The 16,645-nt window shown below is 63.4% G+C and carries 15 protein-coding genes; 8 read left to right on the top strand and 7 right to left on the bottom strand.

Annotated features, from left to right (window positions below; genetic code table 11):
* Positions 1-144 precede the first annotated feature (144 nt).
* The gene (locus AC1DKV_RS20055) at positions 145-840 is read right to left on the bottom strand and encodes a FadR/GntR family transcriptional regulator (RefSeq protein WP_441621077.1); all 696 of its coding nucleotides are present in this window, start codon (positions 838-840) and stop codon (positions 145-147) included.
* 182 nt (positions 841-1,022) lie between these two features.
* On the opposite strand from AC1DKV_RS20055, the gene AC1DKV_RS20050 reads away from it, so the two are divergent.
* Positions 1,023-1,904: a fumarylacetoacetate hydrolase family protein gene (locus AC1DKV_RS20050; protein WP_441621075.1), complete on the top strand. Its 882-nt coding sequence runs from the start codon at positions 1,023-1,025 to the stop codon at positions 1,902-1,904.
* A 109-nt stretch (positions 1,905-2,013) separates the two neighbouring features.
* Entirely contained in the window at positions 2,014-2,985 is a 972-nt protein-coding gene (locus tag AC1DKV_RS20045) for a tripartite tricarboxylate transporter substrate binding protein (RefSeq protein WP_441621074.1), read from the top strand.
* A gap of 82 nt (positions 2,986-3,067) precedes the next feature.
* Here AC1DKV_RS20045 and AC1DKV_RS20040 read toward each other — a convergent pair whose 3' ends face one another.
* Positions 3,068-3,670 carry a DJ-1/PfpI family protein gene (locus tag AC1DKV_RS20040; protein ID WP_441621072.1) on the bottom strand — a complete coding sequence of 201 codons (603 nt, stop codon included), beginning with the start codon at positions 3,668-3,670 and terminating at the stop codon, positions 3,068-3,070.
* 94 nt (positions 3,671-3,764) lie between these two features.
* Between AC1DKV_RS20040 and AC1DKV_RS20035 the strand changes: the two genes are divergently transcribed.
* Together AC1DKV_RS20035 and tolA are read left to right on the top strand one after the other, a co-directional pair.
* On the top strand, positions 3,765-5,099 hold the full coding sequence (locus tag AC1DKV_RS20035) for an aminotransferase-like domain-containing protein (protein ID WP_441621093.1): 1,335 nt from the start codon (positions 3,765-3,767) through the stop codon (positions 5,097-5,099).
* 218 nt (positions 5,100-5,317) lie between these two features.
* The gene (gene tolA, locus AC1DKV_RS20030) at positions 5,318-6,064 is read left to right on the top strand and encodes a cell envelope integrity protein TolA (RefSeq protein WP_441621070.1); all 747 of its coding nucleotides are present in this window, start codon (positions 5,318-5,320) and stop codon (positions 6,062-6,064) included.
* Between the two features lie 95 nt (positions 6,065-6,159).
* On the opposite strand, the gene AC1DKV_RS20025 is transcribed toward tolA, so the two are convergent.
* On the bottom strand, positions 6,160-7,056 hold the full coding sequence (locus AC1DKV_RS20025) for a LysR substrate-binding domain-containing protein (RefSeq protein ID WP_441621068.1): 897 nt from the start codon (positions 7,054-7,056) through the stop codon (positions 6,160-6,162).
* 171 nt (positions 7,057-7,227) lie between these two features.
* Between AC1DKV_RS20025 and argH the strand changes: the two genes are divergently transcribed.
* From argH to AC1DKV_RS20010, 3 genes are all read left to right on the top strand, one after another.
* Positions 7,228-8,766 carry an argininosuccinate lyase gene (argH, locus tag AC1DKV_RS20020; RefSeq protein WP_441621066.1) on the top strand — a complete coding sequence of 513 codons (1,539 nt, stop codon included), beginning with the start codon at positions 7,228-7,230 and terminating at the stop codon, positions 8,764-8,766.
* A gap of 19 nt (positions 8,767-8,785) precedes the next feature.
* Positions 8,786-9,748: a Bug family tripartite tricarboxylate transporter substrate binding protein gene (locus tag AC1DKV_RS20015; RefSeq protein ID WP_441621064.1), complete on the top strand. Its 963-nt coding sequence runs from the start codon at positions 8,786-8,788 to the stop codon at positions 9,746-9,748.
* 204 nt (positions 9,749-9,952) lie between these two features.
* The gene (locus AC1DKV_RS20010) at positions 9,953-10,378 is read left to right on the top strand and encodes a RidA family protein (protein ID WP_441621063.1); all 426 of its coding nucleotides are present in this window, start codon (positions 9,953-9,955) and stop codon (positions 10,376-10,378) included.
* A 208-nt stretch (positions 10,379-10,586) separates the two neighbouring features.
* Here AC1DKV_RS20010 and AC1DKV_RS20005 read toward each other — a convergent pair whose 3' ends face one another.
* Both AC1DKV_RS20005 and AC1DKV_RS20000 read right to left on the bottom strand, forming a co-directional pair.
* Positions 10,587-11,579, bottom strand: a complete 993-nt coding sequence (locus AC1DKV_RS20005; protein ID WP_441621061.1) for a quinone oxidoreductase family protein — start codon at positions 11,577-11,579, stop codon at positions 10,587-10,589.
* Positions 11,580-11,629: 50 nt separating this feature from the next.
* Positions 11,630-12,607, bottom strand: coding sequence for a Bug family tripartite tricarboxylate transporter substrate binding protein (locus AC1DKV_RS20000; protein ID WP_441621059.1), 978 nt, complete (start codon positions 12,605-12,607; stop codon positions 11,630-11,632).
* Between the two features lie 146 nt (positions 12,608-12,753).
* Here AC1DKV_RS20000 and prpR point away from each other — a divergent pair, with 146 nt between their 5' ends.
* Entirely contained in the window at positions 12,754-14,757 is a 2,004-nt protein-coding gene (gene prpR / locus AC1DKV_RS19995; protein ID WP_441649942.1) for a propionate catabolism operon regulatory protein PrpR, read from the top strand.
* A gap of 120 nt (positions 14,758-14,877) precedes the next feature.
* On the opposite strand, the gene AC1DKV_RS19990 is transcribed toward prpR, so the two are convergent.
* Entirely contained in the window at positions 14,878-15,843 is a 966-nt protein-coding gene (locus AC1DKV_RS19990; RefSeq protein ID WP_441621055.1) for a Bug family tripartite tricarboxylate transporter substrate binding protein, read from the bottom strand.
* Positions 15,844-15,997: 154 nt separating this feature from the next.
* Entirely contained in the window at positions 15,998-16,615 is a 618-nt protein-coding gene (locus AC1DKV_RS19985) for a TetR/AcrR family transcriptional regulator (RefSeq protein WP_441643484.1), read from the bottom strand.
* Positions 16,616-16,645: the final 30 nt, after the last annotated feature.

The raw sequence follows: 16,645 nt of genomic DNA, 5'->3' as shown, positions 1-16,645 counted from the left end.
GGCGCCGCCTTTCGCAACCATAGTGGGCGTTGGGAGCCGTTGCCAGGCGCAGGCTCGCTCGACGAGATGGCCCAGGTGGTCGTCACGCTCCTGGAGCCGTACCTACAGCCTGATAATTATTAAATCTATTTACGGGATGTTGTACTAGTAACCCAGAAGGTTCTTCCTCACATGCGCGAGGTGTGCCAATGTCGCTTCGCGTGCTTGCTCGATATCCCTGTCCTTGAGCGCCCTGACGATGGTGCGATGCTCGATCTGGTAGGCCGCCCGCCGCTCGGGCGTGACACTCTTGCGCTTCATCGCACCCCACTCGCCCGTTGCCCTGACGCGATTCATCGATTCGAATACGTCCAGCACGAAGTTGTTGTGCGCGGCGGCGGCAATCTGCCGGTGCAGCGCGCCGTCCCAATACTCGAACAGTTCCAGGCTGGTGGCGGCCTCAGCTTCGTCGCAGCACCGCTCCATCTCGGCGAAGTCCACCGCGGTGGCGTTGCGCACGATTAACTCCACCAGGGCGGGCTCGAAGACCAGGCGCGCCTCCATCAGGTCTGCCGGGCTGACGTTGGTCGTGGTTGCGGCACGCTCGACGCCGATCGTCTCCTGGATATCGTCGGCCACATAGGTTCCGCTACCTACGCTCTGGCGCAAGAGACCCTTCTCCTTCAACTGTGCGATCACGCGACGTACGGTGGAGCGCCCGATCTGGAACGTCTCGCTAAGCCTTCGTTCGGTCGGCAGTTTCTGCCCGGCGATCCACCGTCCGCTCCGGAGGTTCTCCAGAATCTGGTTCTTGAGAGCCAGCGCGCCCTGGATACCGTCTTCCTCGACAAGTTGCGTCATCCCTGTTTCCACCCTGTAACTGGCCAGCATTCTATCGCACTGGACTAAATTGGGCCAATTTGGGTTGGCGGCCGGGGCATTGCAGCGGCCTGAGTTTTATCAAAACTGCATTGACTGCCGGAAAACCTTGGCGTTTAATTGGGTTGTTATGGACTCAAAAACAACCCAATTAGGCCCAATTTATGAAGCTAGCCCGCATCCAGACTGCCACCGGCCCGCGCGTCGTCGCGATCTCCACCGATGGCAAGAGCTACTGCCAGACCTTCAGCGATGGCGTCGCCCATGAGGGCGACATGGAATCGCTGATCGGCAAGTTTGTCGACGGCGCCAGGCTGGCCAGTCCGCCCGCGGATGCCGCCTGGAAAACACTCGATGGAACGAAGCTGCTCGCTCCGCTGAGTCCCCGGCGCAATGTCTTTTGCGTCGGCAAGAATTACCACGAGCACGCCAGGGAGTTCCAGCAGTCAGGCTTCGACTCGTCGTCCAAGGATGGGGAACATGCCCCGCCCTTTCCTGTGATTTTCACCAAGGCACCAACTGCCATCATCGCCGACGGCGAGGCCGTCGATGCCCATCGCCAGATCACCTCGCAGCTGGACTACGAGGCGGAACTTGCCATCGTCATCGGCAAGCGCGGCAAGGCGATCTCGAAGGCGAATGCCTGGCAGCACGTCTTTGGCTACACCATCGTCAACGATGTGACCGCACGTGACCTGCAGCAACAGCACCGCCAGTGGTTCCTCGGCAAGTCCATCGACACCTTCTGCCCGATGGGACCGTGGATCGTCACGGCGGATGCCGTCGATGGCGCCAATCTGAAGATCCAGTGCCGCGTGAACGGCGAACTGCGCCAGGACGCCAATACCGCCGACCTGATCTTCGACATCCCGACGCTGATCCAAACGCTGTCCGCGGCCATGGAACTGCACCCCGGCGATGTGATCGCGACCGGTACGCCGGCGGGCGTCGGCCTGGGCTTCAAGCCGCCCAGGTTCCTGCAAGCAGGCGACGTGATGGAAGTGAGCATCGAGGGCATCGGCACCCTGACCAATCGCGTTGTCTGAGGGCAGCCCCGGCAGCGCAGTGCGCGTCGGGTGACAAAAAACAAAGCCTGGCAGACCTGCGCAATCCAGACGACGCGGGCTGCCCACGCCGGGGACGGCAGGAGACAAGATGAACAACAAATGGCTCTGCATCTCAGGAGCGACGCTGGTCCTGGCCGCGTCAGCGGTTTCGGCTCAGGATTCATGGCCCGCGCGGCCAATCACCATGGTGGTACCCTTCGCGCCCGGCGGCGTGGCGGACGCGGTGGCTCGGCCGGTCGCGGAAGCGCTCTCGCGCGAACTTCACCAACCGGTGGTGGTGGACAACCGGGGCGGCGCCGGCGGCGGCATCGGCATGGGCTACGTCGCCAAGGCAGCCCCGGATGGCTACACGGTCCTGATGGCACTGTCGTCCATCTCCATGATTCCGGAGGCGGACAAGGTCATCGGGCGCAAGCCGCTGTTTCAGCTCGATCAGCTCAAACCCATTGCGCGCTTCACGGCCGATCCCACCGTGCTGGTGGTACGCGCGGACAGCCCATGGCAGACCGCGAAGGACTTCATCACCGACGTGAAGTCGCATCCCGGCCGCTATAGCTACGGCTCGTCCGGCAACTACGGCACCATGCATGTGCCGATGGCCATGCTGGCCGACCAGGCTGGCCTTAGCATGCTCCACGTACCTTACACGGGTGCCGGCCCGGCGGTGGTTGCCCTGATGGGCGGCCAGGTGGATGCCGTCTCGACCGGCCCCTCCTCGGTCCTCCAGTTCATCAAGGGCGGCAAGCTGCGCGCACTGGCCCAGTGGGGCAACAACCGGCTCGCCGCGCTCCCCGATGTACCCAGCCTGATGGAACTGGGCCACAACGTCGAGTTCGCGCAGTGGTCGGGCCTGTTCGTGCCCGCCGGCACCCCCGATCCGGTCATCAAGCGCCTGCGCGACGCCGCGCGTATCGCGGCCGCCGATCCCAAGGTCAATTCGGTCATCCAGAACGCCGGTTCGCCGGTCCTTTATATGGATTCGCCCCAGTTCCAGGCGTATTGGGACAAGGATGCCGGCAAGATCGCCACGGCCGTGCGGAAGATCGGGAAGGTGGAGTAGGCAGTGCGGGGCGCGCTGCGGCGCCCCTGCCCTCTGCGGTGTCCTGGCCCGCTCCAGGGCACGAGCTTTTCCATGCGATGCGTCACTGTGGCAGGTACGGCGCGATGTTCTTGAGCGCGTTGGCAACGTAGGCTTCCTTTTCGCCCACGGGGGCGACGTAGTGAAGCGCCGCCGCAGCGGCCTCTGGCCCTTCGGCGCGGGCGATGATCCAGGCAGCCAGGTATGACGAGGCAAGGCAGCCACCCGCGGTAGCGACGTTACCGTGCGCGTAGAAGGGCTGGTTCAGAACTTCCACGCCGGCTTCTTGCACCCACGGCTTGGTGGTCAGGTCCGTGCACGCCGGCACGCTCCCCAGGAGGCCGAGCCTGGCCAGAATCAACGTGCCGGAGCACTGGGCCGCAATCAGCTGGCGACCAGGATCAAGCGCCAGGCGCCCCATCAGCTCCGAATTGCCGACGACCTCGCGTGTCTGCATCCCGCTGCCGATGACGACGGCATCGGCAAGCGGAGCGTCGTCGAGCAAGGATTGGGCACGAACGGTAACGCCGTTCATGGACGTGACTTCCGGCTTCGGGCAGCAGAGGGTCACGCGCCAGTCACGCTTCTTGATTCCGTTGAGGATGCCCAGAGCGATAAAGGAATCCAGTTCATTAAAGCCGTCGAAGGTAAGGATTGCGATGTGCATGGCGGTCCAAGGTGGCGAGATCGTGGAAGGAGACGCGCCCATCGTAGGCGAGACAAGGAATACAATCAAAAAATTGTCATGGATACATTGCGCGATGGCTGGATCCCGATACAAGCAACTGGTCGATGGACTCGCCGCCGAGATCCGCACGGGACGGCTGCGGCCCGGCACCCGCCTGCCCACGCATCGGCGCCTGGCCGAGCGCCACGGCCTGGCGCTGGTGACGGCGTCGCGCGTGTATGCCGAACTCGAGGCGATGGGGCTCGTTAGCGGCGAGGTCGGGCGCGGCACTTTCGTTCGCGAGATCGCCCTCCCCCCCGGCCGGGCCATCGATCAGCAAGCCGTGGCGGCGGGTCTGGTGGACCTGAACTTCAATTATCCGTCGCTACCCGGGCAGGCGGATCTGCTGCGCAGCGCCTTGCGCCAGCTTGCCGCTGGCGGTGACCTGGAGGCCATGCTGCGCTATGCACCCCATGGTGGCCGGATACACGAACGCGCGTGCGTCGCCCGGCACCTCGCAGCGCGCGGGCTGACGGCCGACGCGTCCACGGTGCTGCTCGTGGACGGCGCACAGCACGGCCTGGCGGTGACTGTCATGGCGCTGCTTCAGCCGGGCGACGTGGTCGCGGTCGATGCATTGACCTATCCGGGATTCAAGGTTCTCGCCGAGGCACAACGGCTGGAGCTGGCGCCCGTGCCGGCAGCCGGACAGGGGCCGGACCTGGACGCGCTGGAGCACCTGTGCTCGCGCCGCCGGGTCCGGGCCGTCTACACAATGCCAACCTTGCACAACCCACTGGGCTGGGTGACGAGCGAGAGTCGGCGCCGCCGCCTGGCCGCGATCGCGCGGCGGCACGGCTTGCTCATCATCGAGGACGGTGCCTACGCCTTTCTGGCCGACGACCCGCCGCCACCGCTGGCTGCGCTCGCGCCGGAGACGACGGTCTATGTCTCCGGCTTTTCCAAGAGCGTGGCGACCGGGCTGCGCGTGGGGTTCGTCGTCGCACCGCACGCATGGGTGCCGAAACTTGAACGGGCGATCCGAGCCACGACCTGGAGCACACCCGGTGTGACGACGGCGATCGCCTGCGCCTGGCTGGACGACGGTACGGTCGCGCGCCTTGAAGCAGAGAAACGGCGCGACGCCGTGCAGCGACAGGCGGTGGTCGGCGACGCCCTCGCCGGGATGGCGTGCGTGCGCCACCCTGCGTCTTACTTCGCCTGGCTTCCTTTGCCGGAAGAGATCCGCGCCGACCGGGTCGCGGCGGCGCTGATGCGCGACGGGGTCTCCGTGTCGACGGCCGAGCCCTTTGCCACGTCGCAGCATGTGCCGCACGCCCTCCGCCTGGCGGTCGGCTCGGTCGGGCTGGACAGTCTGCGGAGTGGTTTGCAGACCGTCCGGCGGGTGATCGGCGAGCAGTTTTACTGAAAACCTGGATGGCGGCCGGCATGCCTGCGTCTTTCCCCGAAACCGGTGGCGGGTTGCAGCGGCCGCTCGTCAATTGACGTGAGGCCTTCGGCACCTATACTCAAACCGGGTGATGGGCGGTTGGAGGCAAGCGCCTGGGGCATTGCGCTTCCGATTGTCGCCCTTCCGTCTTAAATCGACCGCACCGAAGACCGGCCGCCTGTTTCCCGCCGCGCGTCATGGAGTCCATCGCCTATCCCTATCAAATGCCACAGGAGCGGGGAACACTGAAATGTTTCCTGCTGGCTCTGTTCATGCACGTGCTGCTGGGCACACTGCTCTACTACGCGGTCCACTGGCAAAGCCGGACCCCGGCCGGCGTGGAAGCCGAGTTGTGGGACGCGGAACCCGACGTCTCGACCCAGCCCGTGATCCAGCCGAAGCGGGAGCCACCCCAGCCGGTGGTGAAGCCGGAGGAAAACGCCGACATCGCCTTGCAGGCGCGCAAGCGCCGCCAGGCAGCCGCGGCGGCCGAAGCAGCCAGGCAGGCTGAGCAGCGCGACCACAAGGCGCGCGAGGCCGAGCGCCAGGCGGCCGCAAAGCAGCAGCGGCTGAGCGAACTGGCACGCCTGCAGGCAATGGCCAACAGCGCCCCCGCCCCCGCTACTGACGGTGTGGGCGGCCGCGCCGGCAACGGCGCCGGCAGGGGTGGCACCGCCTCGCCAGGCTATGCGGACCGGGTGCGGCGCCGCATCTTGCCGAACATCATCTACACCGAAGAGGTGGCCGGCAACCCGACCGCGGTGGTCGCGGTGCATCTGGCCGCAGACGGCTCGCTGCTGTCGGTACGCCTCGCCAAGTCCAGCGGGAATGTCGGCTGGGACAACGCGGTGCTGCGCGCGGTGGAGCGATCCGATCCCCTGCCTCGCGACGAAAACGGCGTGGCGCCTCCCGACATCAACATCTACTTCCAGCCGAAGGAATAGGCAGCGCAAGCCAAGGTCAGCCTTCGGTCGAGTTGGCGGCCGCTTCCTGTCCTTGCGCATGACACTGCAGCATCTCCATGCCGCAAGGCGCGCCTCTACGCACGGTTTTGCGAATTGAACGCATCAAAGGTATTGCGTACGCATTCCACAATCCGGCCTGCCAGGAAGTTGAGCGGGAAATGGTCGGACGTGACTGCGAAGCTGCGGAACATCACCTCGCCCGAGAATGGAACCTCGCACGCGTCGGCGAGACCCAGCGCACGGCTCACGATCGGACTTACGATCGACACGCCGAGTCCCTTGCTGACCATTTTGCAGATGGTTGTGGCGTAGGGCGTTTCGATGGCGAGCACCCTGGATCCCGTCGGGAAATGCCGGTCGATCTCGCGCCGGTTCGCGCTTTCCGTCGGCAGCGAAATAAAGTGCTCCCCTTCGAAATCGGCGGGATCCAGAACGGCTCTTGTCGCCAGCCGATGTGAACCGGGAACGATGCATATTCCTTGCGCAGCATTGATTTCTTCATAGTGCAGACTGGGTAATTCGGTAGGGACAGAGCAGAATCCAATATCGCAAAACCCCGTCGCGGTCCATTTTGCCACCACGTCCGATCGCCCCATATTGAGCAGAACCGGGATATCGGGAAAATCCCGCCGGAAAACAGCAATGGCGTCCGGCAGCACGCTTTCAGCAATGGAGCCCACGGCGCCGACGCGGAGCAATCCGGTACCCCTGCGCCGTATGGAATTCGCGCTTTCGTCAAGAGACTCCAGGCCAATAAAGGCACGCTCGACGTCCGCATAAAATGCCTCCGCCTCGGCGGTGGGAATGAGCTTGGTGCCGATGCGCTGGAACAGTTCAAAGCCCACCTTGCGCTCCAACAATGCAATCCAGCGACTGATATTGGGTTGCGACGTATGCAAGAGCCCCGCCGCCGTGGTCATGGAACGCGACATCATCACGGCACGAAACGCTTCGATCTGCTTGAAGTTCATTGTCCGGGCTCCAGAAAGGACCGGATTGTGACACGCGCCGTGCTGCGCCGCGCCGGGGTGCCAGCCCCGCAACCCATATCGGAATTGTATAGGAAGCTACGAAACGCTGATTTGACGTATAGGTCCCTGGAAACCAAACTCGATACAGGTTTATTTCAAGAGAGTGTGAAAATGGAATCCAAAGTCAGCCGCCGCCTCAAACAACCTCCCGCGAAGGAGGTTATCCAGTACATTTTCCAGCCCCGCACCACGCGAGAATTCTTCACCAAGAATTTCGATGTACTTACACAGATCAACCTCGCTCACCTGGCCATGCTGGACCAGCAGGACATTCTCGACAAAACCACGACGGCAGCACTTGCCAATGCATTATTGAAAATGCAGCAGGATGGTCCCGAGGCCGTTGAGCTCGATGCGGCGAGAGAAGACGCCTATTTCAATTACGAAGCGCACCTGATCCGGCTTGTCGGCCAGAATCTCGGTGGCCGCCTGCATACGGCACGGAGCCGCAACGATATTGGCGCGACCAATGACAGGATTCGCGCGCGCGGCTTTGTGATCCGGATTTGCGCTGCGCTTATAGAGCTATGCGATGCCGCGCTGAACCAGGCGGCCCGGTACGCCAGCCATGTCATGCCAGGCTATACCCACATGCAGGCCGCCCAGCCGATCACGTATGGCTATTACTTCTCGGCGCTGGTCGAGGCATGGTCCCGGGACATCGACCGGTTGTTGCATGTGCTGGAAACCCTAGACGGCTGCCCGATGGGGGCGTGTGCACTCGCCGGTACGTCGTTCCCGATCGATCGCACCCTGACCAGCACCTTGCTTGGCTTCAGCCGGCCGCTCGGCAACGCGCTGGACAGCGTAGCGTCACGAGACTTTGCCCTGGAGCTGAGCGCAACGCTCTCGATCATGATGATTACGTGCAGCCGGATGGTGCAGGATTTCTATATCTGGTCGACGCCCGAATTCGGCTTCCTGGTGTTTCCGGATAGCATCGCGGGGACGTCAAGCATCATGCCGCAAAAGAAGAATCCGGTCGTGCTCGAGTACCTGCGCGGCAAGACCGCGCATCTGATCGGGCTCACCTCGGCCGCGCTGACGACGGTGAAGTCCTCGCACTTCACGCATTCCGGCGACAGCAGCCGCGAAAGCACGCGAACCTGCTGGGAGAGCTGCGAAGAAGCGCAGAAATGTCTTGAACTGATGAAGCTGCTTGTGCAGGACGTGCAGCCCGATCGTGAGCGCATGGCGTCGCGTGCGGCGGCCGATTTCTCCACGGTGACCGATCTCGCCGACCTGCTTGTCAGGAAGGCCGATCTTTCGTTCCGCGATGCCCATCACATCATCGGCGCCGTGGTGCGGCGCGCACTCGACGATGGCCTGCCGGCCACCGCGATCACGCCAGCGATGATCGATGCCGCGGCAGAACAGCAGGTCGGACGACCGGCAGCGCTTTCGGCGGAGGACGTTGCAAAATGCCTGGATCCGATCTGCAATGTCAATGGACGCCAGTCGTACGGTGCGCCCGCGCCACAAGGCGTGCTCGAGCGGCTCGATGCACAGCGACTCGCGCTCGGCATGCGCGCCGACACCCTGGAGGCCACCGACAAACGGATTCGCGAGGCATCCGCATTGCTGGAGCAGCGTACCCGGGCGCTTGTCACGCCTGACCACGCGCCGCTGGCCCGGGCGCAGGCGATCTGACGTTCGAGAGGAGACAACCATGTTCAAGTTCACCGCAGTGCTGGTTGCTGCCATGGGGTGCTGCTCTGTCGCCGGCGCGCAGGGGTATCCCGACAAGCCGATCGACCTCGTCGTGCCCTTCGCTCCTGGCGGGACCGTGAACCTCACCGCGCGGCTGCTGGCGACCCGCATGTCCCAGGTGCTGGGGCAACCGGCCATCGTCGATAACAAGCCAGGCGCTGGCGGCGCCATCGGCGCGGCGTTCGTCGCCAAGGCGCGCGCCGACGGGTACACGCTTCTGTATGCAACGATGGGCAATCAGGTCATCCAGCCGCTGCTATCGAAGAACCTGACGTTTTCCCCGTCGAAGGACCTTGCGCCGATCGCGCTCTTCGCTACGGTACCAAACGTGCTGGCCGTCTCGGCGAACACGCCAGCGAAGAGCATGGCCGAGCTAATCCAGTATGCGAAGGCCAATCCTGGAAAACTCAATATGGGGTCGGCAGGCCAAGGGTCCGTCAACCACATGATCGGTGAGCTTTTCATGCTGCGCACGGGCGTCAGGTTCACGCACGTGCCATACAAGGGTGCCGGGCCGGCAACGGCCGATCTCCTTGGGGGCCAGATTCAGATTCTCTTTGCGAATCTTCCAGGCCTGCAACCGTATGTGAAGTCGGGGAAAATCCGGCTGCTCGGCGTGGCCAGCCGGCAAAGAAATGCGGCAATCCCCGATGTGCCGACCTTCGGTGAACTTGGCATCAAGGACGCGGAAACGGAGTCGTGGTCAGCGCTGATGGCGCCCGCCGGAACCAGCGCGGAGGTCATCAGGAAGCTGCAAGACACCGTCAGGTCCGTCGCCACCGAACCGGCAATGGTCAGCCAGCTCACAGCCCAGGGGGCGCGGCCGTTCTATGGCACCGGCGAAGACCTGAACAAGGTGATCGCCGAGGACAACAAGCGTTGGACCGAGGTGATCAAGCGCGCCAACATTCAACTGGACTGACGGTACCGAGTTATTGCCAGAGAGTACCCCCCGGGCATCTCGACGATCCGGACGCCGTTGGAATCTGCGGCTCAGACAAAGGCGGCGTGCAGCCCGGTCAAAGACCGGGCTTCGTCGATCGCACCGGGGAAGCAGCCCAGACAACCCATTTCGCGGCACTGGCCGATCCCACGAGTTACTCCACTCTCCAGACAGAAATACCAGATGACAGACCGTGACGTTCTCGTACCGCCGACACTGCAACCAATCATCGAGCGCGCTGGCTACGCGCCCGCGCTCAAGGTCGGCTCTACCGTTTACTGCGCCGGACAGGTCGGGCGTACTGCAGACCTTGAAGTGATTGCCGATCCTGAAGCGCAATTCCTCGCTTGCTGGGAAAACCTGCGCGTACTGCTGGAAGCGGCCGGTTGTACTTTCGAGGACGTTGTCGATATGACGACGTACCATGTGCAGATGCGTCAGCACATGCCGCTCTTCCGCGAGGTGAAGAATCAGGTGTTTCCACGCGGGACGTGCGCATGGACCGCCATCGGTGTCTCAGAGCTTGCGCATCCCGGCCTGCTTGTCGAAATCAAGTGCGTGGCAGTGAAGCGAGATGCGGCAGCGGCAGGACTGTCCGCCAACTGTTGAAGACTTGCGTGGCAAGAGCCGAGCGGCCTCAGCAGGCGCGCGTCGCTTGCCGGCCGGTCCTGGCCAGCCGGCAGCGCACCCGCGGATGGCCGGATCGACCCGCGGATTCAACCGGTCAACGCAACGGATTCGTGGAATCGTTCGGCTGGTGTATCGAAGTCTGGTGTCCTTCGGGGGCGCTCATTGAGCCCCCCTCCCCGTGCCGCTTCTAAGCGGCAATCGATAATACGGACTTCCCGATCTGCTGCCGTTGCTCGATCATCGCATGTGCCTGCTCCACATCGGCAAAGCCATAGCGCTTCGCGATGGGCATATGGAGCTGCTTCGAGGCGAGCGCCGCGAAGATGTCATCCGCGCGTCGCTGTACCGTCTCGGGATCGGACATATGGTCTGCCAATCGAGGCCGGGTCAGGAACAAAGAGCCGCTTTCCCCCAGTTCCATGGGGTCCAGATCGTCCACCGATCCGGAAACGTTGCCGTAGTTGATCACCAGCCCGCGCTTGCGCGTGGCGCGGAAGCTGTCGCGCAGTGTCGCTTTCCCGACCGAGTCGAATACCACATCAACACCATGGCCCCGCGTGGCTTCGCGTATTGCGTCGGCGAATCGGCCGTGGTCGTAGAGCATGGCGTGATCGGCGCCGAGGCGACGCGCCACGGCACACTTTTCCGGCGAGCTGCCCGTCGCAAAGACAGTAACGCCGGCGGCCTTGCCCATCTGTACGAGCAACTGTCCGATGTTGCCCGAGGCGGCGTGCACCAGGCAGGCCTGCCCGGCATGCAGCCTGGCCACCTCGTTGAGCAGATAGTGGGCGGTGCTGCCCTGGAAGAGACTGGCCGCCGCCTGATCGTAGGCGATGTCGTCGGGCAACCGGACCGCGAGCCCCGCCGGCACCCGAGCGTACTCGGCATAGCTGCCCCATGCGATGCACCAAGCCACCCGGTCGCCGGGCGCGAAGCGGCTTACTTCGCTACCTACATGGACCACCTCGCCGGCTCCTTCCATACCCAAGGTGCATGGGAGCCGCACTGGGTAGGTCGTCGACATCGCATATTTGCCCTGGCGCGTATGCACGTCCATGAAGTTGATGCCGGCGTAGGCGACTTTCACAACGATGTCGCCGGGGCCGGGCTCCGGTGCCGGTATTTCCCGGCGTTGCAGGACTTCGGGGCCGCCATAGCTCTCGATCATGATGGCTTTCATTTTGTTCTCGGAAGTTGGTTGTATGTATAGAAAAGCGATGTCCAGGTAAGTCAGCTCGGTTCGATGCCGCTGGAGCGGATCAGTTGTTGCCAGCGGCTTCTCTCGGCCTTGACGTAGGCTGCAAATGCCTCTGGTGTCCCCCCGCCTGGCTCATTGCCCTGGGATAACAGGAGGGGTCGAATCTCGCGGTCCTCGAGCGCTTGATTGACGGTCTTGTTGAGAATCTGGACCATGGACGTCGGCAAGCCGGCGGGGCCAACCAGCCCCTGCCAGTTCTCCACCTGAAATCCGGGGACGCCTGCCTCATTCAAGGCTGGGACGTCCGGCAGCAATGGCGAACGCCCCTTGCTGGTAATCGCTAGAGAGCGCACCTTGCCCATACGCGTTGCCGGCAGCGCCGAGTACATCGGCTCGAACAGGAAATCAAGGCGGCCGCCCAACAGGTCGACCATCGCGCCGGCGCCGCCCTTATAGGGGATATGTACCAGGTTGGTGCCAGTCATGGATTTCAGCAATTCGCCGGAAAGATGATGCGCGCCGCCCGCTCCGCTGGAACCATAAGACAGGCCGGTGGCGCTGGCCTTGGCGGACCGTATCAAGTCGGCCACCGTTCTGTACGGCGAATCCGGCCTCACCAGCAACAGCAGCGGGCCGCGCTCAATCAGCGCGATCATTGTCAGGTCCCTGGCCGGATCGAACGAGAGGTTGGCAAACAGCGAAGGATTGACACTCAACGGGCCAAGGTTGCCGATGCCAAGCACGTAGCCATCGGGCCTCGCCCGTGCCACGTATTGCGTACCGATGTTTCCCGCGCCGCCGGGCCGGTTTTCCACCACGACCGGTTGCGCCAGGGCAGTGCTCATGAAGCGGCCCACCTGGCGTGCCCGCAAATCCGCGCTTCCGCCGGCGCTGTAGGCGACGACAAGGGAAATCGGCTTCACGGGATAGCGCTCGCCGGCGCGCGCCACCGCTAGTGGGGCGGCGCCGAGCAAGGTCAAGGCAATGCGGTTGAAGTCTCTGCGATTCATAGGTTTTCCTGCTGGTTCGTAGGTGACTCCATAAGCGCAATGACCATGCCACATGCCGGAGCGAAACCAGGCGTAGCGTAAGCGATTGATTATTAACGGAAAATTTAGTCTCCGGGTCACCAGGACAACAAAAGAACAGATTCACATTGGAACGCTATCGTTTCACTTTGAAACGAACGAATGAAACGCTAAACTGGCACCACCAGTTACGCCACCCGACGCTCCTCATGGAAGAACCCCCAAAGCCACGCCGCCCCGTGATCATTGGCGTAAGCGCCTACCAACTCGCGGAGCACATCCGCGACGTGGGTGCGGCGCTTCACGCGCGCGCGCAAGTGAGCGTGGTCGACGCCCATTTTGAAGAGGCGCTCGCCGAGATTCAGCGTCGGCAGGAAGCGGCGCCGTGCGACGTCGTGGTCTCAGCCGGAGCAAATGCGGAATTCCTGCGCAGCCACTTGTCGATTCCGGTGGTCTCCGTACGCGTCGGCGGCCATGATGTGATGGCCGCCATCGTCCGGGCCAGGGCAATCTCCGAACGCATCGCCGTGGTGCTCCACCGCGATGCCGGTGATGACATGGCGAAGTTTGCGGAAGTGTTTGCATTGCCAATTGCATTTCGGTCGTACGAGTCCGCCCCGGACGTCCGCAACGTGATCGACGAGCTGCGGCGCCTGGACACGCGCGTGGTCGTGGGCGCGGGCGTAGTGATGCAGGCGGCAGCCGCGGCGGGCATGGCGGGGGTGTTCCTCTATTCGGTCGACTCGGTGCGGCTTGCACTGGAAGACGCGATCGCCCTGGCGAACGCGAAGGCAGTCGAGCGCTCGCGGTATTCGCTGCTGAACAGCGTCCTTTACCACCTTGGCGATGGCGTTGTCGCGCTGGATGCTGCCGGCCGGCTGATCGCGGCCAATCCCGCAGCGGAGAAATTACTTGGCAGTCCCCTCATCCCATCTACCGGGAAAACGCTCTCGCTACCATTCCCTGCCTTGCGCCCAGGACGCGCCCTGTCAGATGGCGAGCATGACAGCGGCGCCGTCGAGGAGATCGACGGACGCACGGTAATCGTTGACCGGGCGCCGCTGTACGAAGGGAATGCGCGCGTTGGGGCGGTACTGACCCTGCGCCAGCCGACACGCGTCGAGAAGGCCTTTAACCGGCTTCGAACGCATCGGTACACGCACTCGCAAACAGCCAGGTACAAACTTGAGGACATCGTAGGCGCCTCGCCAGCCATGGCCGCCACCATCACCCGTTGCCGAGTTGCGGCCGAGCGCAGCGATGCTACGGTCCTCATCACAGGGCCAACCGGCGTCGGCAAGGAACTGCTTGCCCAAGGCCTGCATAACGCCAGCCGCCGACGGCGGCACCCGTTCCTGGCGGTCAATTGCGGCGCATTGCCTGAGACGCTGCTGGAGACGGAACTCTTTGGCTACGAGGAAGGCGCCTTCACCGGCGCGCGGCGAAACGGCAAAGCAGGCCTGTTCGAAGCCGCCAACGAGGGAACGGTCTTCCTCGACGAGGTGGCGGAGATGCCATCGCTATTGCAAACGCGGCTGCTGCGCGTCTTGCAGGAGCGGGAAGTGACGCGAGTCGGCGGTACCGACACGATGCAGGTCAATGTCCGGATCGTTGCCGCCACGCATCGGGACCTGTGGGAGCGCGTGCGCGAAGGCGCCTTTCGGAAAGATCTCTTCTATCGCCTTAGCGTGCTGCGCGTCCAGGTGCCACCACTGTGCGAGCGCCCCGAGGACCGCGACTCCCTCACTACGGCGCTGGTAAGTGCCGCGATGCGGCGGGTGCAACTTGCAGACTTGCTTGACGCTGTCCTGCCTGCCGCCCTGGTCGTCGCCAGACAACACGCCTGGCCAGGTAATGTCCGCGAGCTTGAGAACTTCGCCGAGCGTGTTGCCATGGCTTGTCTCGAAGCCGGCGCGGCAGTCCCGGGAAGCCAACTGGCCGCGCTTCTCGACCGTGATGCGTACCACTACGATTCACTGGTCGCCATGCCGGAGCCCCCCGACACCACGCTCTCTGGCATGACCATCGCCAATGTGAAGGAGGTTCTCAATGCGTGTGGAGGAAACCGTACCCTGGCCGCAAAACGCCTGGGTATTGGTCGCTCCACGCTATGGCGCCTCCTCAAGAATTAGCGATTGCTCAGGAGTTTGCCTTGCATAAGGTGGCCACGCGGTCTTAAGTGTGTTGCGTCGTGGCCCCCGATCACCCGGCCAGATCGGGGGGCTCCGGGACAAATCAGTCAGAAGGCCCGATCACTCAGGCTTGACACCCGCTTCGGCAATGACTTTTTCCCAGCGGAGTTTTTCTGATTCGATGAACCGTGCGCCGTCCGCGCGCGACATCGGCATCGGATAGGTGCCGAGGTCTTTCAGTCGGTCGATGAAAGGCTGCTGGGTCAGGCTCTGGTTCACGGCAGCATTGATCCGATCGAGCACAGGCAGCGGCGTGCCCTTCGGCGCGAATACCGTGAACCAGCCCTTGGCGACCAGTCCCGGCGCCACGTCCTTGGCCAGGGGAATGCCGTCGAGGCCGGGCAGGCTTGCATCCGATGTCACCGCAAGCGCCTTGAGCCGTCCCCCGCGCACGAGCGGCACCAGTGGCGCGATGCCATCGACATAGACCGGGATGTCGCCTTTCACAACGGCCTGGATGGCCTGCGTGGTGCCGCTGAAGCTGACCTGCCGGAACTTCGTCTTCTGCAGCTGCCCCATCATCTCGGCCGTCAGGTGCGGCACCGAGCCGCGCGTGGGGCTGCCGATCACCACATCGTCCGGACGGGCCTTGCCCTCCTTGAGCACATCGGACAGCGTCTTGTAGTGCGTGCCCGGGCCGGCCACGAACATCATCGGCGTATAGGCCAGCGTTGCCGCCACTTCGGTATCGCGCCGGATATCGAATTTCGCTTCCTTGTACATCACGGGCGTGGTCACGGCGGCCGCCGCATGAAAGAGCACCAGCGTGTAACCGTCGGCGGGCGCCTGCTTGAGCGCGCTCATGGCAACGATGCCGTTGCCGCCCGGCTTGTTCTCCACGATCACCTGCTGCTTCCATGACGCGGCCAGGCGCTCGGCCATTTGCCGCGCGATGATGTCCGGCGCGCTGCCCGCAATGGAAGGGACGAGAATGCGGACCATCTTGTCCGGATACGCATTCGCGCCGACAGGCAGCGCAATGATGGAACCGGCAAGCATGGCCAGTGTAATAAAGGGGCGCTTCATGATGTCTCCAACGTCTGGCGTACCGGCAACCCCACCGGCGCCGGCACTTATTTGATACACAGTCAAATCAGGATTGTAGTTTTATTGACTGCATATCAAATAAGGAGAAACCACTACGAGCGCGCGTGGGTCGAAGTGACGAGAATGGCCCCGCCTATGCGGCGCGCGCGCTCTTCTTTTTCGCGGGTTTTGCGTCGCGCGGCCAGGCTTCGATGCCGTCGAGCGTAATGCGCAGGCCCTCTTCAAAGGCCGTGTCCGAGGAGAGATGGGAGAACGCCTTGCTGACAAAGCGCGCCCCTGGATATTGCTCGGCCGATACCGATTCGAGCTTGTTCTGGATAAATGCCTGGTGGTAGGCCGGCAATTGCCGCGAGGCTTCGGCCATGCTGGCCGAGACAAGGTATTGCGCCAGGAAATGATACCCAAGCGCGACCTGCTCCGCCGTGAAGCCGCCCTGCATGATGGCCGATGTCATGCGATTGAAGAATTCCAGGCCGTAGTCGGTCTCGCCCGGTTGCACGTCCTGGAACAGGCGATACCGGTTATGCGACGCCACATAGTTGCTGACGCCGGGATTCTCCACTGCCACCTGGAAGCTGAGCCGCGCGATGTGCTCGACGTCCGCCCGCCAGTCGCCGGTCAAGGGCGCCACGCGCTGGATCCGCTGGCGGTAGTAATCGTTCAGTACGCCGGAAACCAGGTGGTCCCGCCCGCCCAGGTAGTAGTGGATCAGCCCGGGCGCCACGCCGAAATCCTTCGCGAGCTGGACCATGGAAATCTGGTCCAGAGGCATCGTCTTGGT

This window comes from Cupriavidus sp. 05T41 (genome assembly GCF_056396525.1).
This window is presented reverse-complemented; position numbering and strand designations above follow the sequence as displayed.